The sequence below is a fragment of the Chryseobacterium limigenitum genome, assembly GCF_900114875.1.
Taxonomy (GTDB): Bacteria; Bacteroidota; Bacteroidia; order Flavobacteriales; family Weeksellaceae; genus Chryseobacterium; species Chryseobacterium limigenitum.
The window spans coordinates 1-24,805 of the sequence record NZ_FPKW01000020.1; the positions used below are offsets into that span (position 1 = coordinate 1).

At 34.4% G+C, this 24,805-nt stretch carries 25 protein-coding genes and 1 pseudogene; 15 read left to right on the top strand and 11 right to left on the bottom strand.

The window, feature by feature from the left end; translation table 11 throughout:
* From BT156_RS22655 to BT156_RS18115, 7 genes and pseudogenes are all read right to left on the bottom strand, one after another.
* Positions 1-229 (bottom strand): annotated as a pseudogene (locus BT156_RS22655) (IS982 family transposase); the annotation flags it as partial.
* An 85-nt stretch (positions 230-314) separates the two neighbouring features.
* The gene (locus BT156_RS18090) at positions 315-569 is read right to left on the bottom strand and encodes a hypothetical protein (RefSeq protein ID WP_072412250.1); all 255 of its coding nucleotides are present in this window, start codon (positions 567-569) and stop codon (positions 315-317) included.
* 3 nt (positions 570-572) lie between these two features.
* On the bottom strand, positions 573-1,127 hold the full coding sequence (locus BT156_RS18095) for a LemA family protein (protein WP_072412252.1): 555 nt from the start codon (positions 1,125-1,127) through the stop codon (positions 573-575).
* 112 nt (positions 1,128-1,239) lie between these two features.
* On the bottom strand, positions 1,240-1,551 hold the full coding sequence (locus tag BT156_RS18100) for an NIL domain-containing protein (protein WP_072412254.1): 312 nt from the start codon (positions 1,549-1,551) through the stop codon (positions 1,240-1,242).
* Between the two features lie 270 nt (positions 1,552-1,821).
* Positions 1,822-2,481 carry a YiiX/YebB-like N1pC/P60 family cysteine hydrolase gene (locus BT156_RS18105; protein ID WP_083582396.1) on the bottom strand — a complete coding sequence of 220 codons (660 nt, stop codon included), beginning with the start codon at positions 2,479-2,481 and terminating at the stop codon, positions 1,822-1,824.
* Positions 2,459-2,914: a DUF1801 domain-containing protein gene (locus BT156_RS18110; protein ID WP_072412256.1), complete on the bottom strand. Its 456-nt coding sequence runs from the start codon at positions 2,912-2,914 to the stop codon at positions 2,459-2,461. The genes BT156_RS18105 and BT156_RS18110 overlap by 23 nt, the downstream gene beginning before the upstream one ends.
* Positions 2,915-3,047: 133 nt before the next feature.
* Positions 3,048-5,543, bottom strand: a complete 2,496-nt coding sequence (locus BT156_RS18115; protein WP_072412258.1) for a fibronectin type III domain-containing protein — start codon at positions 5,541-5,543, stop codon at positions 3,048-3,050.
* A gap of 276 nt (positions 5,544-5,819) precedes the next feature.
* On the opposite strand from BT156_RS18115, the gene BT156_RS18120 reads away from it, so the two are divergent.
* From BT156_RS18120 to proC, 4 genes are all read left to right on the top strand, one after another.
* Positions 5,820-7,025: a pyridoxal phosphate-dependent aminotransferase gene (locus BT156_RS18120; RefSeq protein ID WP_072412260.1), complete on the top strand. Its 1,206-nt coding sequence runs from the start codon at positions 5,820-5,822 to the stop codon at positions 7,023-7,025.
* 12 nt (positions 7,026-7,037) lie between these two features.
* Positions 7,038-7,517: a hypothetical protein gene (locus BT156_RS18125; RefSeq protein WP_072412262.1), complete on the top strand. Its 480-nt coding sequence runs from the start codon at positions 7,038-7,040 to the stop codon at positions 7,515-7,517.
* A 4-nt stretch (positions 7,518-7,521) separates the two neighbouring features.
* On the top strand, positions 7,522-8,535 hold the full coding sequence (gene murB / locus BT156_RS18130; RefSeq protein ID WP_072412263.1) for a UDP-N-acetylmuramate dehydrogenase: 1,014 nt from the start codon (positions 7,522-7,524) through the stop codon (positions 8,533-8,535).
* Positions 8,536-8,859: 324 nt separating this feature from the next.
* Positions 8,860-9,663 carry a pyrroline-5-carboxylate reductase gene (gene proC / locus BT156_RS18135; RefSeq protein WP_072412265.1) on the top strand — a complete coding sequence of 268 codons (804 nt, stop codon included), beginning with the start codon at positions 8,860-8,862 and terminating at the stop codon, positions 9,661-9,663.
* A 199-nt stretch (positions 9,664-9,862) separates the two neighbouring features.
* On the opposite strand, the gene BT156_RS18140 is transcribed toward proC, so the two are convergent.
* Both BT156_RS18140 and BT156_RS18145 read right to left on the bottom strand, forming a co-directional pair.
* The gene (locus BT156_RS18140) at positions 9,863-10,444 is read right to left on the bottom strand and encodes a hypothetical protein (protein WP_072412267.1); all 582 of its coding nucleotides are present in this window, start codon (positions 10,442-10,444) and stop codon (positions 9,863-9,865) included.
* Positions 10,445-10,486: 42 nt separating this feature from the next.
* Positions 10,487-10,906, bottom strand: a complete 420-nt coding sequence (locus tag BT156_RS18145; RefSeq protein WP_072412269.1) for a VanZ family protein — start codon at positions 10,904-10,906, stop codon at positions 10,487-10,489.
* A gap of 55 nt (positions 10,907-10,961) precedes the next feature.
* Between BT156_RS18145 and lnt the strand changes: the two genes are divergently transcribed.
* A complete protein-coding gene (gene lnt, locus BT156_RS18150) occupies positions 10,962-12,596 on the top strand; it encodes an apolipoprotein N-acyltransferase (protein WP_072412271.1) in 1,635 nt (544 codons plus the stop codon).
* 208 nt (positions 12,597-12,804) lie between these two features.
* Here the strand turns inward: lnt and BT156_RS18155 are convergent, their stop codons facing one another.
* Positions 12,805-14,517, bottom strand: coding sequence for a T9SS type A sorting domain-containing protein (locus BT156_RS18155; protein WP_072412273.1), 1,713 nt, complete (start codon positions 14,515-14,517; stop codon positions 12,805-12,807).
* Between the two features lie 240 nt (positions 14,518-14,757).
* On the opposite strand from BT156_RS18155, the gene rpmB reads away from it, so the two are divergent.
* From rpmB to BT156_RS18180, 5 genes are all read left to right on the top strand, one after another.
* Positions 14,758-15,000 carry a 50S ribosomal protein L28 gene (gene rpmB / locus BT156_RS18160; protein WP_054511814.1) on the top strand — a complete coding sequence of 81 codons (243 nt, stop codon included), beginning with the start codon at positions 14,758-14,760 and terminating at the stop codon, positions 14,998-15,000.
* Positions 15,001-15,003: 3 nt separating this feature from the next.
* Positions 15,004-15,186 (top strand): 50S ribosomal protein L33, encoded by a 183-nt coding sequence (rpmG, locus tag BT156_RS18165; protein ID WP_027373683.1) that lies wholly within the window; start codon positions 15,004-15,006, stop codon positions 15,184-15,186.
* Positions 15,187-15,205: 19 nt separating this feature from the next.
* A complete protein-coding gene (locus tag BT156_RS18170; RefSeq protein WP_002976755.1) occupies positions 15,206-15,358 on the top strand; it encodes a DUF4295 domain-containing protein in 153 nt (50 codons plus the stop codon).
* Positions 15,359-15,471: 113 nt separating this feature from the next.
* Positions 15,472-16,425, top strand: coding sequence for a signal recognition particle-docking protein FtsY (ftsY, locus tag BT156_RS18175; protein ID WP_072412354.1), 954 nt, complete (start codon positions 15,472-15,474; stop codon positions 16,423-16,425).
* Between the two features lie 67 nt (positions 16,426-16,492).
* Positions 16,493-16,747, top strand: coding sequence for a GlsB/YeaQ/YmgE family stress response membrane protein (locus BT156_RS18180; RefSeq protein ID WP_072412275.1), 255 nt, complete (start codon positions 16,493-16,495; stop codon positions 16,745-16,747).
* Positions 16,748-16,821: 74 nt separating this feature from the next.
* Here BT156_RS18180 and sppA read toward each other — a convergent pair whose 3' ends face one another.
* Complete coding sequence (gene sppA / locus BT156_RS18185) at positions 16,822-18,579, bottom strand: signal peptide peptidase SppA (RefSeq protein ID WP_072412277.1); 1,758 nt, start codon at positions 18,577-18,579, stop codon at positions 16,822-16,824.
* Between the two features lie 19 nt (positions 18,580-18,598).
* Between sppA and folK the strand changes: the two genes are divergently transcribed.
* The 5 genes from folK to fmt all read left to right on the top strand — a co-directional run bounded on the left by folK (position 18,599) and on the right by fmt (position 24,700).
* Positions 18,599-19,015 (top strand): 2-amino-4-hydroxy-6-hydroxymethyldihydropteridine diphosphokinase, encoded by a 417-nt coding sequence (folK, locus tag BT156_RS18190; RefSeq protein ID WP_072412356.1) that lies wholly within the window; start codon positions 18,599-18,601, stop codon positions 19,013-19,015.
* Positions 19,016-19,036: 21 nt separating this feature from the next.
* The gene (locus BT156_RS18195; protein ID WP_072412279.1) at positions 19,037-20,146 is read left to right on the top strand and encodes a flagellar motor protein MotB; all 1,110 of its coding nucleotides are present in this window, start codon (positions 19,037-19,039) and stop codon (positions 20,144-20,146) included.
* Between the two features lie 86 nt (positions 20,147-20,232).
* Complete coding sequence (locus BT156_RS18200) at positions 20,233-21,687, top strand: OmpA family protein (protein ID WP_072412281.1); 1,455 nt, start codon at positions 20,233-20,235, stop codon at positions 21,685-21,687.
* An 83-nt stretch (positions 21,688-21,770) separates the two neighbouring features.
* Positions 21,771-23,672, top strand: coding sequence for a RecQ family ATP-dependent DNA helicase (locus BT156_RS18205; RefSeq protein WP_072412282.1), 1,902 nt, complete (start codon positions 21,771-21,773; stop codon positions 23,670-23,672).
* Positions 23,673-23,752: 80 nt separating this feature from the next.
* Positions 23,753-24,700 carry a methionyl-tRNA formyltransferase gene (gene fmt / locus BT156_RS18210; protein ID WP_072412284.1) on the top strand — a complete coding sequence of 316 codons (948 nt, stop codon included), beginning with the start codon at positions 23,753-23,755 and terminating at the stop codon, positions 24,698-24,700.
* Positions 24,701-24,805 lie beyond the last annotated feature (105 nt).

Sequence of the window (24,805 nt, forward strand, 5' to 3'; positions counted from 1 at the left end):
AACCACAAACAATTTGCTTATAATAATGCTTAAACGTTTTGTGAGCGCCCAAATGAAAGCCAATCATAATGGTAATGATTTCAGAATCCGACATTACCGATTTTCTGTTTCTTCTCTTTTTGTGATCTCCGAGTGTTTGAAGTTTCATTTGCTTGATTTGGGAGTCAAATTCTTTACAAAAATCGTCAACTTGTACAAAAATATTTGTAATTTGGTCTTTCAAAATCATAAGCAATAGTTCGTTTAAATATTTGAATGTCAGAAACTTAAATATACGAATTATTGCTTTTTATTGCAAATTTTTATTCTGTTTCTTATCCCGAGCTCAGGTTATTTAAATTTCTCGACAAAGGAAGTGCGCGATAAATTCCTCTTTTAATATTGATTCCCAGACTGTGGACGTTGATGTTTTCTGTAATATTCAGGGCAGATTTTTTATCAACATTAATATCAGAATGGAAAGAAGTGATCCGTTCAATTCCGTCTTTATTAATACTTAGACTATCTTCTTCCTGCGAAAAAGCCAGCGTAAAAGTCAGTAAATAAAAAAGTACTAAAAACCTTTTCATTCTTTAAAACTTTACGGTTGGAACTTCTCTTTCTGCTGCATTTTCCAATTCGAAGAACGGAGATTTCTGAAATTTATACATATTTGCAATAATATTACTAGGAAAAGTTTCTACCAATGTGTTATTATCACGAACGGTTCCATTATAATATCTTCTGGATTTTTCGATATCGTTTTCTATGGAAGTCAGTTCAGATTGTAATTGTTGGAAATTCGTATTTGCTTTCAAATCAGGATATTGTTCTGCTACAGCGAATAAATTCATCATTGCCTGATTCAGATTTTTCTCTGCGGCTTCTTTTGATTCAACAGAATTGGCACCTACAGCCTGAGCTCTTGCTCTCGTCACGCTGTCCAATGTTTCACGTTCGTGGGTAGCATACCCTTTTACCGTTTCCACAAGATTCGGGATAAGGTCGTGACGTTTTTTAAGCATCACGTCAATACTGCTCCAGGCTTCCTGAACCAGATTTTTCAGTTTTACAAGACGGTTGTAAATGGAAACTCCATACAGAAGAAATAGTACAACTAAAACTATTACAATAATTAGAGTGATCATAGATTTTGATTTTAATTTAGCTTAAAAATACCTTTTTTTTAATTATGATTTAAAATAAAAAAAGTGCTCAGTAAACTGAACACTTTCGTAATTAAAACTATATGAACCTCCCCTAAAAATACTTTCTGCAGAGATATTCTACAGTTGTATTTAAAAGTTTATTTTTATTCAGAAAGAATTCCAGTTCCTGATACTCTTCTGAAGTTACATTAATATATAATTGTACAGAACCAAAACTACGTCCGTTTACGTACTCCACATTAGCTGATAACACCTTGTGATAAATTCCGAACTGATTATAAATGGTATTCATCAAATGTTCGAATTTCATTTTCCCATTCAATTCTATTTCCAGTATCAATTCTTTTTTAGCCAGGCTAATTCTGTTGTGTAAAACCTGCACAGTTGGATTGGGTGTAATCATAACTAACTTTTTTTTGGGGTTAGACTTTTGTTGATTTAATTCATCTCATTTGTTTTAAATCTTTGACAAAAATATAAAAAAATATTAGTCCACCAAATTAGTAGACTAATATTTTTGAATTTATTTCGCTTTTTCCAACTTTTACCTGAAAACATTTCGAACTTTCACATAAAAAAACGGACTAAAGCCCGTTCCTATTGATATACTACTATAAATATCTAATTATTTAAGAAGACATTTATTTTCAAACTAATTCCTAATTCCTAATTCCTAATTCCTAATTATTTTAATTCTTTCCAATTTATCTGACGCGGCCAATCCGTTTGGATTGCAACCTAATTCACCTTCCGGAACTTTAAGATTTTTCTTTTGATAAAATTGCTCCCAAAATTCGTTCGTTTTACCTGTTTTAGGATCAATGAAAGTCATAGGTTCCAATTTGAAAATATGATCTTTTCTGAAAGCCCTTTCAATAAAATCTGAGCAGTAATAAGAGTTTTCATCCAAAATATAATTGAAATTGTAAGGCTTCCCCAACATCGTATTTCCTTTTTCAATTGCAGAGGGAATCGTGTTTTGATATTGAGGCTTTAATCGATATACAATCACTGTTTGCCCGTCATTTGCCTGATCCTTAAGAAAGTCTTTTAAATTCTGTTTTTGAGAACCACCTTTCGGAGCAGCATGGAGAACAAAAAACTGATTTCCATCTTTTTCTAAAATTCCGATATGATCGAAGGAAGCATTTTTTTGTTTTTGCGTGACGTTATTAATAGCTCCAGAAAGTCCGGTCGGTTTTGCGGTAACAAAAAGTAAATCACCGTTCTTTAACCCTGAAACTTGTGAGTTTCTACAATTTAAAATTAAGTTTAAAAGAAAAACAGCAGCAAGTATTTTTAGTAAAAATTTATTTTTTAAAATTTGATTCATAGGTATTAATCCAGTCTTGTACAGTCATTTTTTTGCTCATCTCAGCTAATAATTCCAATGGGACATCATCCATTTTTTTGAAACGGATGCATGACTTTCCCATATCGAGCTTCCTCTTAGAATATTTTGGAAATTCGGCTACAAACCAATCCAGCAGTTCAGGTTTAGCATACATTCCCATATGGTAAAACGCGATGAAATTCTTTTGAGAAGCCAGTCCTATAAACGGAAGCGGTGAGCCCGGCGTACAATGATACCCTGCAGGATAAGTTTCCAGAGGAACATTCCAGCCAATCATTCCATAGCTTACTCCTTTCTGGAAACCTTCGGGTAAATTATCGGTTACTGTATCAAATATTTTTTTGAATATCTCCTGTCTTTCCTCAGGAATTTTAGAAATATAATCTTCTACAGAATCTGCTTTAATTTGCATTTTAATTCGGTTTTAACAATTTTCAAAATAACAAAATTTATATGAACCTTGTCTTACAATTTTAATTAAATAAAAAAAAAGACAGCCATATATCCAATATAGCTGCCTTCCCTGTTTATTTAAGTCTAAAATTTTATTGCTTAATAACTTTCGTGATTGATTTAGAACCGTCTCTGAAAGTAATTGATAGTAAATACAAGCCTGAATTCAGTGTACTTAAATTAAGCTCTTTTCCAGGATTATCGATAAGTTTTACAATTCTTCCGGAAACATCATTAACTGTTACAGACTTCACATCTTTCATATCAGAAATATACACTACATCTCTGAACGGGTTTGGATATACAGAAAGTGTTTTTTTGGCTGCAACCTCAGAAGTTCCCAATGTATTAGCTTCCCAACTGATGTCATCCCAATAATAAGATTTTCCATCGTTAGGACTCTTTATGGCTAATCTTGCATTAGCAGGAACCGAAGACGGAACCACCACCGTATATTCTGAATTAGCAGCCGTATAAGCAGTGTTCAAAATCGGTAAAGCCTGAAGCAATACAAAACTATTGGCATCCGCTGTATTGGTAACATATCCTACATTAAGCAAAGCTCCTGCGGTAGTTGTAACTCTTGCTTTAAATCTCAGCTTATGAGTTCCCGAATTAATATTACTAAATACAGGAAGAACAACCGTTGTAGGTGTAGAAGTACTGCCGGTATACTGGTAAACGTTTCTTGTACCAGAAGCAGGTGTAGTGGTTGTAAGTGTCTGGCTACCGGTCCCCGCTAATCTTATCCAGCAATCAGGTACAACATTACCTGTTCCGTAAGAATCAAAATTTTCAGAAAGCACAGTCATTGCCCCACATAATGTCTTGAAAGTAACCGGATAAGACCATACACTTGCATCTGATGAACTACAAACCGAACGTACCCAAATATAATAAGTTGTATTCGGAGTAAGATTAGAAATATTTATTGTAGTAAGAGTCGTAGTTCCTGAAGCTGGCGTTGTAGCTGTAGGCGGAGTATTGGTTGTAGAAATAAAATACTCATATCCATTTGCCGGAGCCGGAGAAGGCGCCGTCCATGTTACATCAGCGGATAATGTAGTCATATTAGAAGCAACAACTGCAGTTGGTGTGAGACAAGAAGGTATTGCTTCCCAATATACATCATCCCAATAGTAAGATTTACCGTCATTTTTATTCATGATAGCCAATCTTGCATTCGCTGGTACAGAAGAAGGTACTATTACTTTATACTCCGCATTTGGATCTGTATATACAATATTAGATATCGTTAATGTTTGAATAGACGTGAAAGTTGCTGAATTCGTAGCATCAGTAACATATCCAACATCTAAAGTTCCCGGTGAAGCGCTTACTCTAGCTTTAAGTCTCAACCAATGCGTACCTGCATTAATATTGCTAAACTGAGGCAACACAACATATGTAGAATTTTGTGCAGCTGTACTGTACTGATAAATATTTCTTGTTCCTGAAGCCGGAGAAGTAGACGTAATTGTTTGAGATCCCGTAGTATTAATAATTCTTGCCCAACAGTCCGGAACAATATTTCCTGTACCATAAGAATCAAAGTTCTCAGACATCGAAGTCATAGGACCGCACAATGTCTTGAAAGTTCCGGAAAACGACCATACACTTTGACCTGTTGAATTATTACATTTTGTTCTTACCCAATAATAATAAACTGTATTTGCAGACAAGCTTCCTATCGTTGTACTTGTCCCCGGAATATTAGTAAGAGTCGGAGTTGTACCACTTGTTGGAGCTGTATTTGAAGTACTGTAATAAATTTCATAGCCCGAAGCTTGCGTAGTAGCAGGAACCGCCCATGAAACCTGAGCTGAATTTGCTGTTAAAGTTCCCACAGGCTGTAAAGCAGGCGCCGAGCAATCTGAGAAAGCTTCAGCAGAGAATGCAAACACATTCGTATATCCCTGAGCTGTAGAAGTTTTAGTTACCGTTACACTTTGTATTGGTTTTGTTTGATTAACTGCATCTATTGCTAATGCATTCTGATATAATCTTGGGTTTGTTGAGTTAGCTTCTAAAACGTCTGTGTTTCTGTTAATTCTTCCAATCCCCTGAATGGCAAAATTTGTACCCCCGTACCAGTCAGATACACTTACATTGGTAAAAGTTTGCGTGGAATTATCTGTAAAAGTAACCACAACGTTCGCTGTAGATGCCCCACTTCCACTTGTTGAAAGCATATACAAAGTAACCGCTGCTTTTGGCGCAGAAAACACTAAAGTTCCGGTATCATTCGTATTTGCAAGTTTTAAAGAATTGTTGCCACTCAAATCTCCCAGTTTATAACTCAGTCCCGGAGTACCTGCAACCACAGAATTGATCATCCCGTCTGAAGGTATACCGTACGTAAGAGGACTACTGGAAGACGTAAGCAGAAAATCTTTCGCTACAAAAGCAAAAGAAACCCCGTCAACATCTGTAGTGGTAGAAATAGTAGAAGAGCCGACTCCATTAGCAATTACATCAGCATTATAGCCGGATTGCACAGGCATCGTTTGAAAATTTTGCGCTATCACAGAGGATGCCGACAAAAGAGCAATAGTATTTAAAGCTCCAAAAAATAGTTTTATTTTCATATTACTTAAAATTATCGTCGTAAATTTAATAAAAAAACAATACAAAACGCATATTAACATATTTATTTCAAACAAATAACACTAAATAACATATTAAATTCATTATAGCATAATTTTTTAAAATAAATAATTAAAACTAAAAACTTAATTAAAATAAACATTCCATTAAAATACAAACAAAACTTTATCGATTTAAAAACTCAAATCACAAGCGTTTATTCATTATTTTATTATTGAAGAATTAAATGTTATTTTTGTCATACAAATTTTTGAACAATGCCGAATATTTCAAACAGAGCACAACACATGCCGCCATCACCAGTAAGAAAACTGGTTCCTTTTGCCCTTAAAGCAAAACAGAAAGGAGTAAAAGTATATCACCTTAATATCGGACAGCCTGATATTGAAACTCCGGAAACGGCTTTAAATGCTTTAAAAAACATTGATCTAAAAGTATTAGAATACGCACTTTCTGAAGGAAATATAGAATACAGAAAAGCACTTACAGAATATTATCATTCATTAGATTTCACAGATCTTACACCTGATAACTTCATTGTAACCAACGGAGGTTCTGAAGCTTTAAACTTCGCGATTTCAACGTTATGTGACGACGGTGATGAAGTAATCATTCCAGAACCATATTACGCTAACTATAACGGATTTACAAGTACTTTCAATGTAAATGTAGTGGCTGTACCTTCAACTATTGAAACAGGATTCGCACTTCCTCCGATTGAAGAATTTGAGAAGAAAATCACAGAAAAAACAAGAGCGATCGTTATCTGTAATCCGGGAAATCCTACAGGTTACCTTTATACCCGTGAAGAACTTCAAAAATTAGCAGAAATTGCTTTAAAATATGATATCGTTGTAATCTCAGACGAGGTTTACAGAGAATATGTGTATGACGGAAAACAACAGATTTCAATGCTTGCATTCCCGGAATTAAGCGAAAACTGCATCATTATAGATTCTGAATCTAAGCGTTACTCTATGTGCGGCGTAAGAATCGGATGTCTGCTTACGCGTTCTAAAAAAATTCATGATGCAGCAATGCTTTTTGCTCAGGCAAGATTGAGCCCGGTTTTATTGGGACAAATTGCCGCAACAGCAGCCCACCAGAATGACGGAGCCTACATCAGAGCGGTAAGAGAAGAATACACTCACAGAAGAAACGTTTTGGTTGATCAGCTAAATGCTATTCCCGGAGTGATCTGTCCGAAACCAAAAGGTGCATTCTACTGTGTTGCCGAGCTTCCTGTAGACGATACAGAAAAATTTGCTCAATGGTTGCTAGAGAAATATTCTCTTAATAACGAAACGATCATGGTTGCACCAGCCGGAGGATTTTACAGCAATCCGGAATTAGGTAAAAAACAAGTAAGAATTGCATACGTTTTAAAAGAGCAGGACTTGATAAGAAGTGCCGAAATTTTAAAAGATGCTCTTGAAAAATATAAATTAGAGTTCCACCTTTAATATTTAATAAAGATGTCAGCAATAAAGATCAATACTTTGAAGATGTTATTTTCAACATTTTTATTGCTGATATTTTTTTCTTGTCAGAAAGAAACCCAACCAAAAGCTGATAACAACAGGAATGAGATCACATTCATTGGTTTTTCAACAGTTGGCGGAAAACTTGGAAGTTATAAGATTATTAAACTAACAAAAGATTCCATCAATCTGACGCAGGGAGCTACTTCTTCACAAATCCATAAAAAATGGAATTCTGCCATTGACCCGCAAACCTGGAAAAAATTAACCTCATCTATCGATATAAAAACGCTGGACAAGATCAAAAGTTCAGAAAGTTTACAGGCTCAGGACGGAATGGATGAAACTTTTCAGATCAAGACATCAAAAAGTTCTCATGTATTTGTCAATTCCTATAATGACACGATTCATTATTATCAGCTTCAAAAATTCAAAGATCAATTAGAAAAAATTCTTCCCAAAGAATACAAATAACGCCATGCACGAAAATTTTTCTCTAAAACCTTACAATACTTTCGGTGTAGAAGCCAAAGCAAAATATTTTGTTGAAGTACATTCAATTGAAGAATTAAAAGATGCTTTAAAGTTCTCAAACGCTAACACTCTCTCCCTCCTTTTTCTTGGAGGTGGAAGTAATATTTTGTTTACAAAATATTTTGATGGATTAGCTATAAAACTTAGTTTAAAAGGAATTTCGGAAAAAAATTTAAACGATAATGAAGTTTTAGTTACTGCAAAAGCTGGAGAAAACTGGCATGAATTTGTCCTCTTTTGTTTAAATAAAAACCTTGGCGGACTTGAAAATTTATCTTTAATTCCGGGAAATGTAGGAACTTCACCAATGCAGAATATCGGAGCATACGGAACTGAGATCAAAGATATTTTTGTAGACTGTAAAGTTTTGAATCTGGAAACCTTAGAAGTAGAAACTTTTGACATTGAAAAATGCAGATTCGGTTACAGAGATTCTATTTTCAAGCAGGAAGGAAAAGGGAAATATGTGATCTTGGAAGTTTCATTTAGATTAACAAAAGAGAATCACGCTATCAAAACAGAGTATGGCGCAATAAAATCTGAACTGGAAAATTTAGGTATTGAAAATCCAACAATTCAGGATGTTTCCAAAGCGGTAATCAATATCAGACAAAGCAAATTACCCGATCCAAAAGTTACAGGAAATGCAGGAAGTTTCTTTAAAAACCCGACCGTTCCTTTAGCTCAATTTGAAGAGTTGAAGCAAAAATTTGAGAACATTCAAGGCTATCCAAACGGAGAATTTGTAAAAGTTCCCGCCGGTTGGCTCATTGAACAATCCGGTTGGAAAGGAAAACAAATCGGAAACGTTGCTTCTCATCAATTACAGTCTTTGGTGATTATTAATGCTACAGGAAATGCCACAGGTCAAGAAATTTTTGATTTTTCAACCGAAATTATTAATTCTGTAAAAGAAAAATTTGGTATAGAACTAGAGAGAGAGGTGAATATTATATAACTTTATCCTAAGATTTTATAAAAAACATTCAGATTGATATTCTGACAATAGCTGTAGATTCAGACCCGGAAGGCATTGTGAATTTTTATAACAGCAGAATAGATCAAATTGATTCAAGCCTGAGAAAAAAAATAGCCGGATATTTTGTATCCGATGACCGATCCGCTATTAAAACCTTTACACTTAACAAAAGAAGAAACCAAGGCTCTTGTTTCTTTCCTTCAGAGCCTTTCCCAAACAAGATATAAGATGAGAAGACCGGAATTTCCTGTGGAATAAGAAATATTTTAGCTATTTTAGCTAAAAATTCGATAAAAAACACACATGAAAATAGCGATTCTCGGAGCCGGAAATATGGGCTTGTCATTTTCAAAATCTTTCTTGAAATATGAATTGATCAAGCCTGAAAGCTTGCATCTTATCACAAGAAATGAGTCCAAATTATCAAAAATATCAGAAGAATTCCCACGTTCTATCATTTCTATTTTTGATGATGTAGAACAATTGGATGCAGATTTAATCATCATTGCCGTAAAACCTCAGGATTTTCAAAATGTTGCTGAAAATTTCAGATTTAAACTAAAAGAAAATCAGATGGTTTTATCGATCATGGCAGGAATTAAGATCGAAAAAATCCAGAAATTATTAAATCATCCTCTTGTTGTAAGAGCAATGCCAAACTCTCCTACCCTTCTCGGGATGGGGATTACAGGCTATACTTCTGCAGCAGGAATTTCTTTCAGTCAGTTAATTAATATTGAAAGATTATTGAATTCTACAGGAAGATCGGTTTATCTGGAAAACGAAGATCTATTAGACGGCGTAACCGCACTTTCGGGAAGCGGGCCAGCCTATTTCTACTACATTGTAGACGCTATGATAAAAGCCGGAATGGAAATGGGAATTGACGAGAATTTATCAAAACTCTTCGTAAAACAAACCATGTTGGGAGCTTATCATTTAATTAATAATTCCGATAAAAATTTGGAAGAATTGATAAAAGATGTCGCTTCCAAAGGCGGAACAACAGAAGCCGCTTTAAAAACTTTTGAAGAAAATAACTTCAAAGAAATCCTGAAAAACGGAATTTTAAATGCTGAAAAAAGAGCAAAGGAATTGAATGGATAGAATTTAAATCATTAAGTCTTTTAAGTCGTTAAGCTTTTCAGATAAATACTAAAATATTTTTCAACATCCTATCTGTCATCCGGAGAAATCTAAACATAGCTTACAAAAATTATTCTGTGAATTACTGTGTTTAGACTCCTCCGGAATGAAAAACTTTATGGATAATAGTAATGTTTTATTTTAATGGTTCAAAAAAATATCACTTTCTAACCATCGGAATCTGCAAATTCGTCGGGCGGTTTTCTTCGGTATCAAAACCTCTTCCGTCGACGTTTCTTGCACCCCAAAACATCATATCTTTATAAAGGTAAATCAGATCATATTCTTTGAAGATATCTCCTTCTTTTAATCCAAAAGGAATAAACTTTTTCTTGGAAATATTCTGAGATTTCCCAACTTCCCATTGATCAAAACCATCTTTTGCAAGATTATTCAGAACATCGGCAAAATTTTGGATCAATGGCGTAACTTCATAACTCTCGTTGGCTGTAAAGTCTACTTTTTGTGCGCCTTCTGCAACGGGATGATCGCCCTGCCACTCCATTTCTCCTTTTATCAATATTTTAACCAAAGGGATTTTACCGTAAGCATCAGCATAATTAATAATTTCCAGTTGAAATTTATCTTCCGGCAAAAAACTGAATTCTCTTGTTAAATAAAACGGTTTTAAACTTCCGTCTTCATTTTTAAACGAACTTGGACGAACTTCAACCGCGATACTTTTCCAAGCGCCAAGTGCTTCCTTTTTGATCTCTTCTACGAAAAATCCTTTCTTATCCATCTTAAATTGTTTTTAACAAATGTAACGAATACTGAAAAAGAATTACACCCAACGACTGAATTTATTTTCTAAAAATCCGCAAATCAGAAAGCCTAAATAAACCCCGAAAGTATTGAGAATAACATCATCTATTTCGCAAATTCCCATTCTCGTAAAATACTGAAGAGCTTCTACGATAACGATTGCAGACATAAAAGAGAAGAGAAGGTTTTTAAGATTTTTAAGCTCAGGAAAGATCCAGCCCAGAAAACCAAACGGAATAAACATCACCACATTTCCCAAAACAATTCTAATAATATCTTCCCACCGAATGGTTCCTTCAATAAATTCTATCGTTGATAAAATAGGTTTTATCCTCACAACATTCTCATCATACTGAAACCTCCCCATTCCTAAAAACATGAGATACAGCAAAAACAAGGTGTACGGAACAATAATAATTTTGTAAATTTTCTTTAACATCAATTGCAAATTTATTCATTTCAAAAACATTAAATTTGTATGTTAAATAAAATTAATGAAATACGTTCTACTTACGCTCATTTCGGCGATGCTGTTGTCTATATCCTGGCCAACTTACGGAATTCCGTTCTTTATATTTTTTGCCCTTGTTCCGCTTTTGATGATGGAACATGGCGTTTCAAAATTTTCTAAATTCAATAGAAAAAGCTGGGTGGTTTTCGGACTTTCCTATCTGTGTTTTGTGATCTGGAATATCGTCACCACAGGCTGGCTGTACGGTTCTAAAAACCCTGACGGAAGCCATTCTATGATGGCGGTTGTATTTCCGGTGTTGGTTAATTCACTTTTATATTCTTTGGTTTTTCAATGTTATCACTGGTATAAAAATGCGCAGGGAACCTATTGGGGACTTGCTTTTTTTGTCGCGATCTGGATGAGTTTTGAAAAGCTTCATTTGAACTGGGAATTTACCTGGCCTTGGTTAAATCTTGGAAATGTATTTTCCGAATATCCGAAATTCGTTCAATGGTATGACACGTTGGGGGCAACGGGCGGAAGTTTCTGGATCCTGGTGATTAATGTTCTTATATTTTACACCTTAAGAATTTGGGAAGCCGGACGAAAAAGAAAGAGTTTAATTATAAATACTGCTATTGTAGCTGTTTTAATTGTTGTCCCAATGATTATTTCATTGGCGAAATATAATAATTTTAATGAAAAACCGATCGGACAGGTAAATGTTTTGATGCTTCAGCCCGATCTTGATCCTTATGGAGAAAAATATTCAACCGATAGTTTAACGATAGAAAATGATCTTTTAAGCCTTGCAGAAAGAAATTCAAAAGGAAAAATTGATTATTATATCGCTCCGGAAACGGCACTTCCAGGGAGAGGTTCCATTTCTGAGACTGCTTTTGAGAAGAGTTTACTTTTAAATAATGTTAAAGATTTCCTTGTAAAACATCCGGGTTCGGTTTTCTCAACAGGAATTTCTTCACATCGTTTTTATACGAAAAAAGATAAGTTACCAAAAGAAGCTTATCAGCTTAATCCTTCACTTTGGGTTGAAAGTTATAATTCTGCAGTTCAAATCGTTCCAAACCAAAAAGTAGAAGTTTATCACAAAGGAAAATTGGTTCCCGGTGTTGAAATTTTCCCTTATATGAGTATTTTAAAACCGCTTTTAGGTGATGCCATGCTTAATTTGGGTGGAACTGTTGCTTCATTGGGAACAGATAAAGAGAGAGTTGCATTTTCGAATCCTTTTAACAAGGGAAAAATTGCTCCAATCATCTGTTATGAAAGCATTTATGGTGAATTTGTAACCGATTATGTAAAAAAAGGAGCCAATTTCTTCGCCATAATGACCAATGACTCTTGGTGGGGCGTTTCAGAAGGACACAAACAGCTTTTATCATATGCAAAATTAAGAGCGATCGAGACAAGAAGAGAAATTGCCCGTGCTGCTAATAGTGGGATTTCGGCTCACATTAACGCAAAAGGAGAAATTGTAGAAGATACTTTTTATGGCGATAAAACGACTTTGTTTGCTAAAATTAATCTTTATGATACGCAGACTTTTTACACAAGGAGCGGCGATTTGCTGACGAGATTTTCATTTTTTGCGTTGGGATTCTTGTTGTTTTATTTCTTGATTAAAAGAGTTCAGAATAAAATGAAAAAAGCGTAATTTTTTTCCACGGATTTCACAGATTTACACAAATGTTTGTGGCTATTTGTGGAAAAATATTTGTGAAAATTTGTGTTTAAAATAATTTGAACAATTAAAAATAAAATGGCGGCTCAGAAAATATCTGGGTCGCCATTTAAAATAAAAGTAGAGAAAAGAAAAGCCAGCTGGACGTCTGGCTTTTCTCATTGATTAAGGAAAAATTCAATTATTTAATAATGAGTTTTTTGGTGATTTCTTGTTGTTTTATTTTTAATTTAATCATATAAACTCCTTTTGGAAAATGAGAAACGTTGATCGATTGATCGCTGCTCAACGTAACATTCAGTTTTCTGCCATCTATTGAATACATTTCAACATCAGAAACTTGTTCTCCTTTGATGAATACCCTTTCTGTCGCAGGATTCGGATAAATGGAGAATTGTTTGTCTACGCTGATATTCTGAGTTCCTAATGTATTTTCTGTAGAAGCATCGGAATATACTTTTGAAGCATCAATCGATCTTACACTCCAATATACGTTCTGAATGGAAGGATCAAGATCCAAGAACCAAGATGGTGTTGTTACGACATATTTGGCAAGATTATGAGCTCCGGGAGTAGTTCCGACTTTGATTTCATAGCGTAATGCATTCACCGGCGTTTTATCATCGGAAGCGCCGTTCCAAGAGAAATTAAATCTGTTTCCGTTTTTTGTAAGATTCAGGTTTGTAGGAGGCGCGGGTTTTACATTGGTTTCGGACGAAACGTTTTTGAAGATTTTGGTTAATGAAGGCATTCCCGGATCTGCCCAATCAAATCCGGACAATAAAACATCGAGGTGATGATCATCATTATAGTCAAGTAGATGCACAAAACCCGGACCTCCTAAGTTGTACAAACCTGTAGTTGTATTTTCTGTAAAATTTTGATTGCTTGGATTATAAGTGAAAACTTTCACCATAGCATCATTATTTTCATCATTTCCTGATACAATGAAGTCGTAGTAACCGTCATTATTTAAGTCACCGACACTTAATGATGAATCTGAAATTTCCGGAGTATTTATTTGTTGAATATTTAAATGTCCCGCCCCATCATTCATTAAAACAGCGAGGTATCCTTTATATTCTTGATCCTGCGCAGAAACCACAACATCCTGAAAACCATCAGCATTGAAATCGGCAAATTCCAGTTTTCCACTTGCTAATGGAGGAAGAGTTTGGGTAAGCGCCAAAGTTCCTGCAATATTTAAATACACCTTAAACATAGCATCACTATTGCTGTCGTAGCCCAATATTACGAGATCAATAAGATGATCATTATTTAGATCAACCATTTTAAAACTACTGTTTTGACTACCTTCCATCCATCCTGAAAATACCTGAAAACTGCTTCCTGTATTTTGATAATAATCTAATTTATTAACAAACCCAATTCCATCAATATACTGAGTTCCATTCAATGCGTAGTCCTGTAAACCGTCATGATTAAAATCAAAAACTTCCATCGAACCATAGATTTTACCTGGCAGATCAGCTTCTTTCACAAACCCTGAACCTGTATTTCTGAATCTGTAATGTTTATAATTTACAATATCCATATAACTCAGCCCTGTAGAAATAATATCTGCCAGACCATCATTATTATAATCAATGAATTTTATATCTCCTAAATGCGTTGCATCTGCGCCAAGATCAGCATAAGGAATGAATGTTGTTCCGTTGTTTTTATATATTCCGTTAAAAGTGGTATCTACATTTCCGTCACCATCAGAATCTATTGCTCCGTTTACGACAATATCGTGCAATTCGTCATTATCAATATCTCCTATATCGCTTGCAGGATAGTAGTAATTACTCATACTGGTCTGAACTTCAGTAAAGGTTTGCGCCATCATTGCTAATGGAAGCAGGGATAATAAAATAGAAATCTTCTTCATATTATTTTTATTTAGATTAATTAAAAACAAAGATATAAGATTAATTTATCGCTCCTTAATAAAGTTAATATGAATTTTATCAGGCTCAATGCCCATGGTAGCTGAAGATTATTCTTATGTTGAAATTCAATAGTATGAACCAATCAGTTATTTGTAAATATTTTATAAAAGATTTGCCTATCTAAAAAATTCTTCGTTATTTTGCAACCTCAAATATTATACAAATAAGAACATCGAGATATGTCAAGAATTTGCCAAATAACAGGAAAGCGTGCAATGGTTGGTAACAACGTTTCTCACGCTAATAACAAAACGAAGCGTCGTTTTGAAATTAACTTATTAGAGAAGAAATTTTACCTTCCGGAGCAAGATAAGCACGTAACACTGAAAGTATCAGCTCATGGATTGAGAGTGATTAACAAGATTGGAATCGAAGAGGCTATCGAAAGAGGCACTAGAAACGGATTGATTAAAAAGAACTAAATCATGGCAAAAAAAGGAAACAGAGTTCAAGTAATTCTTGAATGTACAGAGCACAAAGAAAGTGGTATGCCAGGAATGTCTAGATACATTTCTACAAAAAATAAAAAGAACACTACAGAGAGATTGGAATTGAAAAAATACAATCCTGTTCTTAAGAGATCTACCCTTCACAAAGAAATCAAGTAATTTATAAATATAATTTACCATGGCAAAGAAAGTAGTAGCAACCCTACAAAGCGGACAGTCTAAGAAAATGACTAAAGTTGTGAAAATGGTGAAGTCTTCTAAATCAGGAGCTTACGTTTTCGAAGAAAAAGTAATGAATGCAGACGAAGTTGACGGTTATTTGAAAAAATAATCTACACTTTATTTACAATATAAAAAACTACTCATTTTTTGGGTAGTTTTTTTGTTATCTTTGTGATAAAGAGAGATAATACAACATCTTACTTATACAATCAAAATTCTAATATGAGTTGGTTTAAAAATATTTTCAAAAAAGAAGAGAAAGAAACATTAGACAAAGGATTGGAAAAATCCAGTCAGGGATTTTTCGAAAAAATAACAAAAGCCGTAGTCGGTAAAAGTACAGTAGATGATGAAGTTCTGGATGATCTGGAAGAAATACTTATTGCATCAGACGTAGGCGCATCCACTACCATCAAGATTATAGAAAGAATTGAAGAGCGTGTTGCCAGAGATAAATATGTAAATGTAAGTGAGCTTGATAATATTCTTCGTGAAGAAATTTCAGGATTATTGCTTGAAAATCCTCACGCAGGAACAGGAAATATTGATGCTTCAAAAAAACCTTATGTAATAATGGTTGTAGGCGTGAACGGTGTAGGAAAAACAACTACGATCGGAAAATTGGCACATCAATTTAAATCAGAAGGTAAAAAAGTTGTTTTAGGAGCTGCAGACACGTTTAGAGCTGCCGCTGTTGATCAATTAACGATTTGGAGTGAAAGAGTTGGCGTTCCAATTGTGAAGCAGGAAATGGGATCTGATCCGGCTTCTGTTGCCTTTGATACGGTGCAAAGTGCCCAAGCTCAGGGAGCGGACGTTGTTATCATTGATACGGCAGGAAGACTTCATAATAAAATCAACTTAATGAACGAGCTTTCAAAAATCAAAAGAGTAATGCAGAAGGTTATTCCTGATGCTCCTCATGAGATCCTGTTGGTTCTTGACGGTTCTACCGGACAAAACGCATTCGAACAGGCTAAGCAGTTTACAGCCGCTACTGAAGTGAATGCTTTGGCAGTTACAAAACTAGACGGTACAGCTAAAGGAGGTGTTGTGATCGGGATTTCTGATCAGTTTCAGATTCCGGTAAAATATATTGGCGTTGGAGAGAAGATGCAAGATTTGCAATTGTTTAATGGTACAGAATTTGTAGATTCTTTTTTCAAGAAAAGATGATTTTTATCATAAAATTCTTTAATTTAGTAAATCACATTCATATTAACAATTAAAAAATTTTAAAACTATGGGAATTTTAACTTGGATCATTTTTGGTCTTATCGCAGGGGCAATTGCAAAACTAATTATGCCCGGAACTCAAGGAGGAGGTTGGCTAATGACCATCATCTTAGGAATTGTTGGAGCTTTCGTAGGAGGATTTATAGGTAGCTTTTTAGGATGGGGAACTACAAACAGTTTCGATTTCAGAAGTATGCTATTGGCTGTAGGAGGAGCGTTAATCGTTCTTTGGGTCTACGGAATGGCTACGAAGAAAAGCTAGTTATAGATAAAAAAATAAAACAAAGAAGCCGGATTTGAAATTCAAATCCGGCTTCTTTTATGAAACAATATAATTTAGTCTATTTTAATCTGATAAGGCATTTCCATTTTCACCTCAGACTGTAACTTCTCGTTCGTGATCTGATTCAAAATTTCATAGTTTGCTTTACCAATTTTACTTTTAATGATCTTCGCAGAAATTTCGTCTTCATTAAGATCATTAAAAATTTGTTCAAATGGAGTCATCTTTTTAGGGAAAGAGGCAACATTGTAAGATGATTTCAAACCTCCTTTTTGGGCTGCAAATTTAATTGCATCGTTTAGGGTTCCCAATTCATCTACCAAACCAATTTGTTTAGCCCTTGTTCCACTCCATACTCTACCTCCACCGATCGTATCGATCTGCTCAAAAGTCTGTTTTCTGTTTTGCGTAACAAAGTGTACAAATCTTTTATATGTTCCTTCAACACTTCTTGTAATCATACTTACTCCATAAGGACTAACGCCATTTAAAGAAGAGTAATACATAGAATTCGCGTTGGTAGCAACAATGTCAGAACGTACTCCATTTTTATTGGCAAGATCCTTAAAGTAAGGTATAACACCGAAAACTCCGATCGATCCAGTTAATGTATTTGGCTCTGAATAAATTTTGTCAGCTGCCATGGCAATATAGTAACCTCCCGACGCTGCATAATCTCCGAAAGAAACAACAAGAGGTTTTTTCTTTTTTAACTGCTGAAGTTCAAATAAGATCTCGTCAGAAGCATTGGCACTTCCTCCGGGAGAATTAATCCTTAAAACAACAGCTTTAACTTTATCGTTTTCCTGTAATTCTTTAATATACTTAATATACTTATCAGAATAAATATCATTGTATCCGTCTCCATTATTAATTGATCCTGATGCATACAAAACAGCAACTTTATCACCCGATTTATCATCTTCAGAATAAGAAGCAATATATTTACCCAAAGAGATCTTATTTAATTTATCTTTCTCTTTTAAGCTTAATTTAGATTTAATTAATTCATCATATTCTGTTTTTTGAATTAATTTATCCGCAAGCTTATGTTTCAATCCCAATTCAGGAATCATACCATATAAACTGTCAACAACTGTTCTGAATTGTGCCGTATCAATTTTCCTTGAAGCAGCAATTCTTGTAGAAGTATTTTTCCAGATATCATTTAAAAGAGTTCCTAGCTGTTCCCTATTTTCAGGAGAAATATCATTTCTTAAAAATGGTTCAACAGCAGATTTAAATTTCCCGTGACGAATAACTTCGATACCAATACCATATTTATCTGCAAAATCTTTGAAGAAAGCAACTTCTGTCGCAAGACCTTTAAGCTCAATCATCCCTGATGGATTCAGATAATATTGATCAGCAACAGATCCCAAATAATAAGAAGCCTGAGAAACTGCATTACCATAAGCATACACAAATTTTCCGCTCTTTTTAAAATCCTGAATCGCGTTTCTTAGGTCATCTATCTGGGTAATCCCTGCATGAAGATCATCAGCTTCAATACTTATACCTTTAATATTATCATCAGTTTTTGCTTTGTTGATGGCTTCGATAGCATCATAAATCAGAATGCTTTTGTTTTGATTATTAATATTAAATATTCCGGTTTGCTCTTCCGTAGGGCTGTCTATTATATTTGTTTTTAAATTAATAGTTAAGACCGAGTTCTTTTTCACCTCTATAGATTTGTCACTTCCCATTGCGCTAAACACAAGCATCATAATGAAAAAGAAGAAAAATACGACACATAGTATCACAATTGCCACTATATTTGCCAGTACATTTTTAAAAAAACTTTTCATAAATCAATCATTTTCCAATATGTCGCAGCATAAGGTAGTTTTGTTACTGGGGAGTAACATTGGAGACAAAAAAAAAAATTTAGAAGAAGCCCTAGAACAGATTAAAAAAGGAGGCAATGATATATTAAAAATTAGTGAATTTTTAACATCTGAGCCCGTAGAATTTGCTAGTTCCAATATTTTTTGTAATATTGCATCAATTATATTCACACATCTTTCACCAATTCAACTACTTGATTTTGTTAAAAGTATTGAAGTTGAGATGGGAAGAATTAACGATTCAAAGGTTTCAGGAGGCTATGCCGACAGAATAATAGACATTGATATCGTTAAATATGATGAATTGAAGTTCACATCAGAAAGGTTAGAAGTCCCTCATCAGAAACATCTTTTTGAAAGGGAATTCTCTAGAATATTATTAAAAGATTTTTTTTAAATAAAACATAAAACATATTGTATGAAATTAGGTTTATTATTATTGGCCGCTTTGCCTATTGCTACTTATGCTCAGGACAGTATCGCCGTTAGTTCCTCTAGCGAATACCCGAATACTTTTTCCTCAGGTTCTGCCAATGTCCAAACTTTCGACAACAAGGCTAGAAGATTTAACGACTGGAGTATTTCAGTTGGTGGAGGTGCAGCATTTATGACTCAATCAGACCTTACGTCATTTTATGACAAAAAGGTTAACTGGGGTTATAACAGTTACGTAAGTATAGACAAGCAGATCTCACACACTTTCGGTTTAAGCATTATTTACCAAAGAGGTGAGACAAATCAAAAAGGTATGTTGGACGGTGTACCCGGACAATTAGCCGGTGTAGGAGTTGCAAAAACCAAGTATAACCAAATTGCTCTATTAGGAGACGTTAACTTTTCAAATATTTTGAGAAGAGTTGACAATCATTCTACTTACAGATGGGCACTACATGGTTATGGAGGTATTGGAATCATGAACTATAACACATCTCTACACGACAACAACGAGTACAGATGGAGTACAACTCCCGCAAGAATTCCTTTGTTTATTGATCAGAAACTTGACATTAACTCAATTTACTATCAGTTTGGTTTAGGTTTGAAATATAATGTTTCAAAACTTATTGATATTGAAGCTAGAACAATGTACATCATAAGTGGTGATGACGAGTTCGATGGTGGCGGATGGGCTAGTCCAAACGACTATAATCCTAACTCTACAGTTTCTAGATACAACATGATCAATGACAGAAGATCCGATAATATGTGGACCGTTAATTTAGGTGTATCATTTAAATTAGGTAAACATATGTCTCACTTAGCTTGGCATGATCCTTTACAAGAAGCTTATTACAGAACAAATGTTCTTGAAAATGCTTCAACAGACTTTATGGTTTGTGAAAAAGGAGATAATGACAATGACGGTGTTTGTGATGACTGGGATAGAGAGCTTAATACTCCTGCTGGCGCAAGAGTTGATGGTGCAGGTGTTGCTTTAGACATGGATCTTGATGGTGTTATCGACTTATATGATAAGTGCGTAACCGTACCTGGTCCTGCAGAAAACAACGGTTGTCCTACTAAATAAACAATCACTTTTAAACAACTAAAAAAATTAAGTAAATTCTCTTTACTTAAAACAAAATTATTTAATAAAATAAATAAAAATACACTATGAAATTAAGTTTAGCAATTGCTGTACTAGCATTAGCCTTTCCCTCGGCTATTAGTGCACAAGACTCAACGGCAGTTTCTTCAAACGGAAAATACCCAAATACATTTTCTTCCGGCTCTGCTAATGTTTCTCCATTTACACAAAAATCTAAAAGATTTAACGACTGGTCTGTATCAGTAGGTGCAGGTGTTCCTTTGGTTCAGTCTGCGGATTTAACGTCAATCAAGAACGGTAACGGTAAAAATCTTTTTGGATATTCTGCTTACATCAGTATTGATAAAGCAATTACTCATGCTTTCGGTATTAACCTTCAGTATGACAGAGGAGAAACAAGACAAGGTTGGTTCAACACTAAAGATGCAGCTCCTGCAGATGCTTCAAAATATCAGCAAGTAGCAGGTAGAACTCAGTATGATGCGATCTCTATCTTAGGAGACATCAACTTCTCAAATTTATTAAGAAGAGTTGATAATCATTCTCCATACAGATGGGCATTACACGGGTATGCAGGTATTGGTACTTTAGCATACAAAGCTTATCAAAAAGATGAGACCGGACAAAGATTAATGACTGAAATCAAGCCTTTTAAATTAGGTTCATTCTTCGGTCAGGCTGGTGCTGGTCTTAAATTCAAAGTTAACAGAAGATTAGATATCGAAGGTAGACTAATGTATGTAATGACTGGTGATGATGAGTTTGATGGTGGTGGTGCACAATACAGTGCTGTTAACCAACGTGAAGAGCAAGTTTCTGATAACTTCTTTAATGCAACTTTAGGAGTTTCTTTAAAATTAGGAAAACACGAATCTCACTTAATGTGGCATGACCCATTGCAGGAGATCTATTATAAATTAGATGTATTGGCTAACAAAAACCAGGATATCGAAGTTTGTAAAAAAGGAGATGCTGATAATGACGGTGTTTGCGACGATTGGGACAGACAACTTGATACTCCTGCCGGTGCAAGAGTTGACGGTGCGGGTGTAGCTCTTGATACAGATTTAGATGGAGTAATCGATCTTTACGATAAGTGTGTAACTGTTCCCGGACCTGTTGAAAACAACGGTTGTCCTACAGCAACACCTACAGGACCTGTAACTGATGATACCAGAACTTTAGAAGGAATTGAATTTGATTTAAATTCTGATAGAATCTTACCATCTAATACGCCTATTCTTAACAATGCAGTTAGCTATATTAATTCTTCAAACGGAGCTTATAATGTAGTTGGTGCAACTGATACTAGAGCTTCTGATGCTTATAACCAAAAATTATCTGAAAGAAGAGCGAATAGCGTTAAGAGTTACTTAGTGAAAAACGGTGTAGAATCTACTAAATTAAACGCTATCGGTAAAGGTGAAAAAGACCTTAAATACCCTGAGTGTGACCCAGCTACTAAGTGTCCTGAATGGAAAAACAGAGCAAACAGAAGAGTTTACTTTGAAGCTAAATAATAAACTAATTATTTAATTATATTAAAGTCACGCATTGCGTGACTTTTTTTGTTGCAATACAATACTTTCCTTATTTTTACCTCATGATTTCTCAACAAGACTTTCAAAAATTAAAATATGAAACCCTGAAATATTTTTGGGGATATGATGAATTCAGAGATTCTCAGGAAGAAATCATTAATTCAGTTCTTACCGAGAAAGACACGTTGGTTCTTTTACCTACAGGAGCCGGAAAATCCTTGTGTTATCAACTTCCTGCGCTATTAAAGGAAGGAACTTGTCTTGTCATTTCTCCACTTTTGGCATTAATGAAAGACCAGGTCAATCAATTAAAATTCCGTGGAATTGAAGCAGAATATCTGTCTTCAGAGCTTGATGATTTTGATGCCGAAGTCATTTATAACAGATGCAAAGACGGGTTAACAAAACTTCTCTATGTCTCTCCGGAAAGACTGACGAATAAACAGTTTTTACAAAATATCGAAGAAATTCAGATGTCATTTATCGCCGTAGATGAAGCACACTGTATTTCAGAATGGGGACAGGATTTCAGACCAAGTTATCAAAATATAAAAGAGTTTAGAAAAAATAATCCTGAAATTCCATGTTTGGCTTTAACTGCTACAGCAACTCCAAAAGTATTGGAAGAAATTAAAACTAAACTGGAGCTTAAAAATCCTCAAATTTTTCATAAAAGCTTTAAAAGAGATAATATTAAAATCTTTACAGAAGAGGTTTCAGATAAATTTCAGCGAATTTTTAATATTTTAAAATATAATAATAATTCCGGGATTATATATGTCCGCACAAGAAAAGAAGCAGAATTATTAACTGAATATTTACATAAAAATCAATTAAAAAATGTAGATTTTTTCCATGCAGGATTAACTACAAAAGAGAAAAATGCGAAACAAAATCATTGGAACAGAAATAACAATAATGTTTTAATTTCGACCAATGCTTTCGGGATGGGAATCGACAAAGATAATGTTCGTTTTGTCATCCACTTCTCGCCTGCTCCGTCAATTGAAAATTATTATCAGGAAATCGGAAGATCAGGAAGAGACGGGAAAGACAGTTTTGCCTTCATGCTTTGGAATCAGCAGGAAATATCAAACTTTGATCAGATCTTAAAAAATCAAACTCCTAATAAAGCGGAATTTTTAAAGATTGTGACTTACCTCTACTCTATTTTTCAGGTTGCAGAATATGAATTGCCAGAGAAAACATTTCAGTTAAACGCTGCAGGAATTCAAAATTTCACCAAATTATCAACCGCAAAGATTAAAAATGTATTGAATTTTCTTCACAATCAGGAAATCATTTATTTTAATGACAATAAAAGCCTGTCTTCTGTAGAATTGATGATAAAGGCGGATGACATCGAGCAGCTTCCCAAAAAAGACGCCTATTTTATAGAGCTTCTACTTCGTACAATTTCAGGGATTACAACGCATAAGGTATTGTTCAGCGAACAGCAGGTGAGCAATAAACTAGGAATAAGCATTCATTTAATAAAAGAAAGACTTAAAGAATTACAGCAGAAAAATTATCTCGAATATGTAGACGGTGCATTATCAAGCGTAAAATTCTTAAAACCGAGAGATGAAAGAGTTATCAACAGTGGCTATTGGAAACTGTTTGAGCATATTCAAAGAAACAAAATCCAGAAATGGGAAGAAATGAAATTTTACACAGAAAGTAACGATTACTGTAAAATGAAAATGATCTTAGCCTATTTTGGAGAAAAAAATTCTAAAAACTGTGGTCAATGTTCGGTTTGTGAAAAGAATAAACAATCCATGTTTGGGAAAAATATTTCTCATCAGATTGTTAACTTATTAACCGAAAAACCGGCAACGATCGAAGAACTTTCTGTACAATTGAGTTACCATCCAAAGGAAAACATTTTAGAAAATCTGATTTACCTTTTAGACTCAGGAAAAGTAAAAATGCTGAATTTTAGGACGTATGCATTAGCATAGATAATTGTTAATGAATACTATTTTCATGATGAATTTCTAAATGATTTTAATCTTTTAATCAAAGAGTTTATCTTTGCATTATGAAATCATTGAAAGTAGTTTTTTTAGGCACTCCAGAGTTTGCAAAAACTTCGCTGGAAGCTGTTCATCTATCTCACCATGAAGTTGTAGGCGTTGTAACGGTTGCCGATAAAGCAAGCGGACGCGGACAAAAGATCAATCAATCTCCTGTAAAAATATTTGCGACAGAAAATAATATTCCGGTTTTTCAACCCGAAAAATTGAGAAATCCCGAGTTTTTGGAAGAGCTTAGAAAATTGGATGCTGATGTTTTCATTGTGGTGGCTTTCAGAATGATGCCGAGAGTTCTTTTTGAAATGCCTAAAATGGGTACATTTAATCTTCACGCTTCTTTACTTCCTGATTACAGAGGTGCTGCACCAATCAACTATGCTGTTATCAATGGGGAAGAAAAAACGGGTGCCACAACGTTCTTCATTAATGAAAAAATAGATGAAGGAAATATTTTACTTCAGGAAGAATTAAACGTTTTCCCGGATGAAAATGCAGGAGAGCTTCATGACAGATTAATGGAAATGGGTTCAAAGTTGGTAGTGAAAACATTAGACGGTTTAGCGGAAAATTCAATTCAAGAAAAACCTCAGCCCAATGTTGAGCATCCTAAAAATGCTTATAAAATCTTTAAAGAAGACACAAGAATAGATTGGACCAAAACCTCAAAAGAAGTTCATCAGTTTATATTAGGAATGTCACCCTACCCTGCTGCTTTTACGACTTTAAAAATTGGAGAAGAAGAAAAGGGTTTGAAAATATTTGGCGGAAAATTTGAAATTGGAAGCCATGAAAAACCTGTCGGAAGTTTAGATATTTCAAAAAATGAATTTAAAATCTATACTAAAGATGGAATATATTTCCCTTTGGAATTACAATTAGAAGGAAAAAAAAGAATGAATATCAAAGATTTTCTGAACGGTTTCAGAAATTTCGACGAAATAAAAATGGCTTGATAAATCAAGCCATTTTTTTGTTAATTGTCAAATGTAAATTAACCTTGTTGTCAATTTTCACCTCCGCAAAAATTCACTTGCAAAGCAAAACTGGCCATTCAGTAT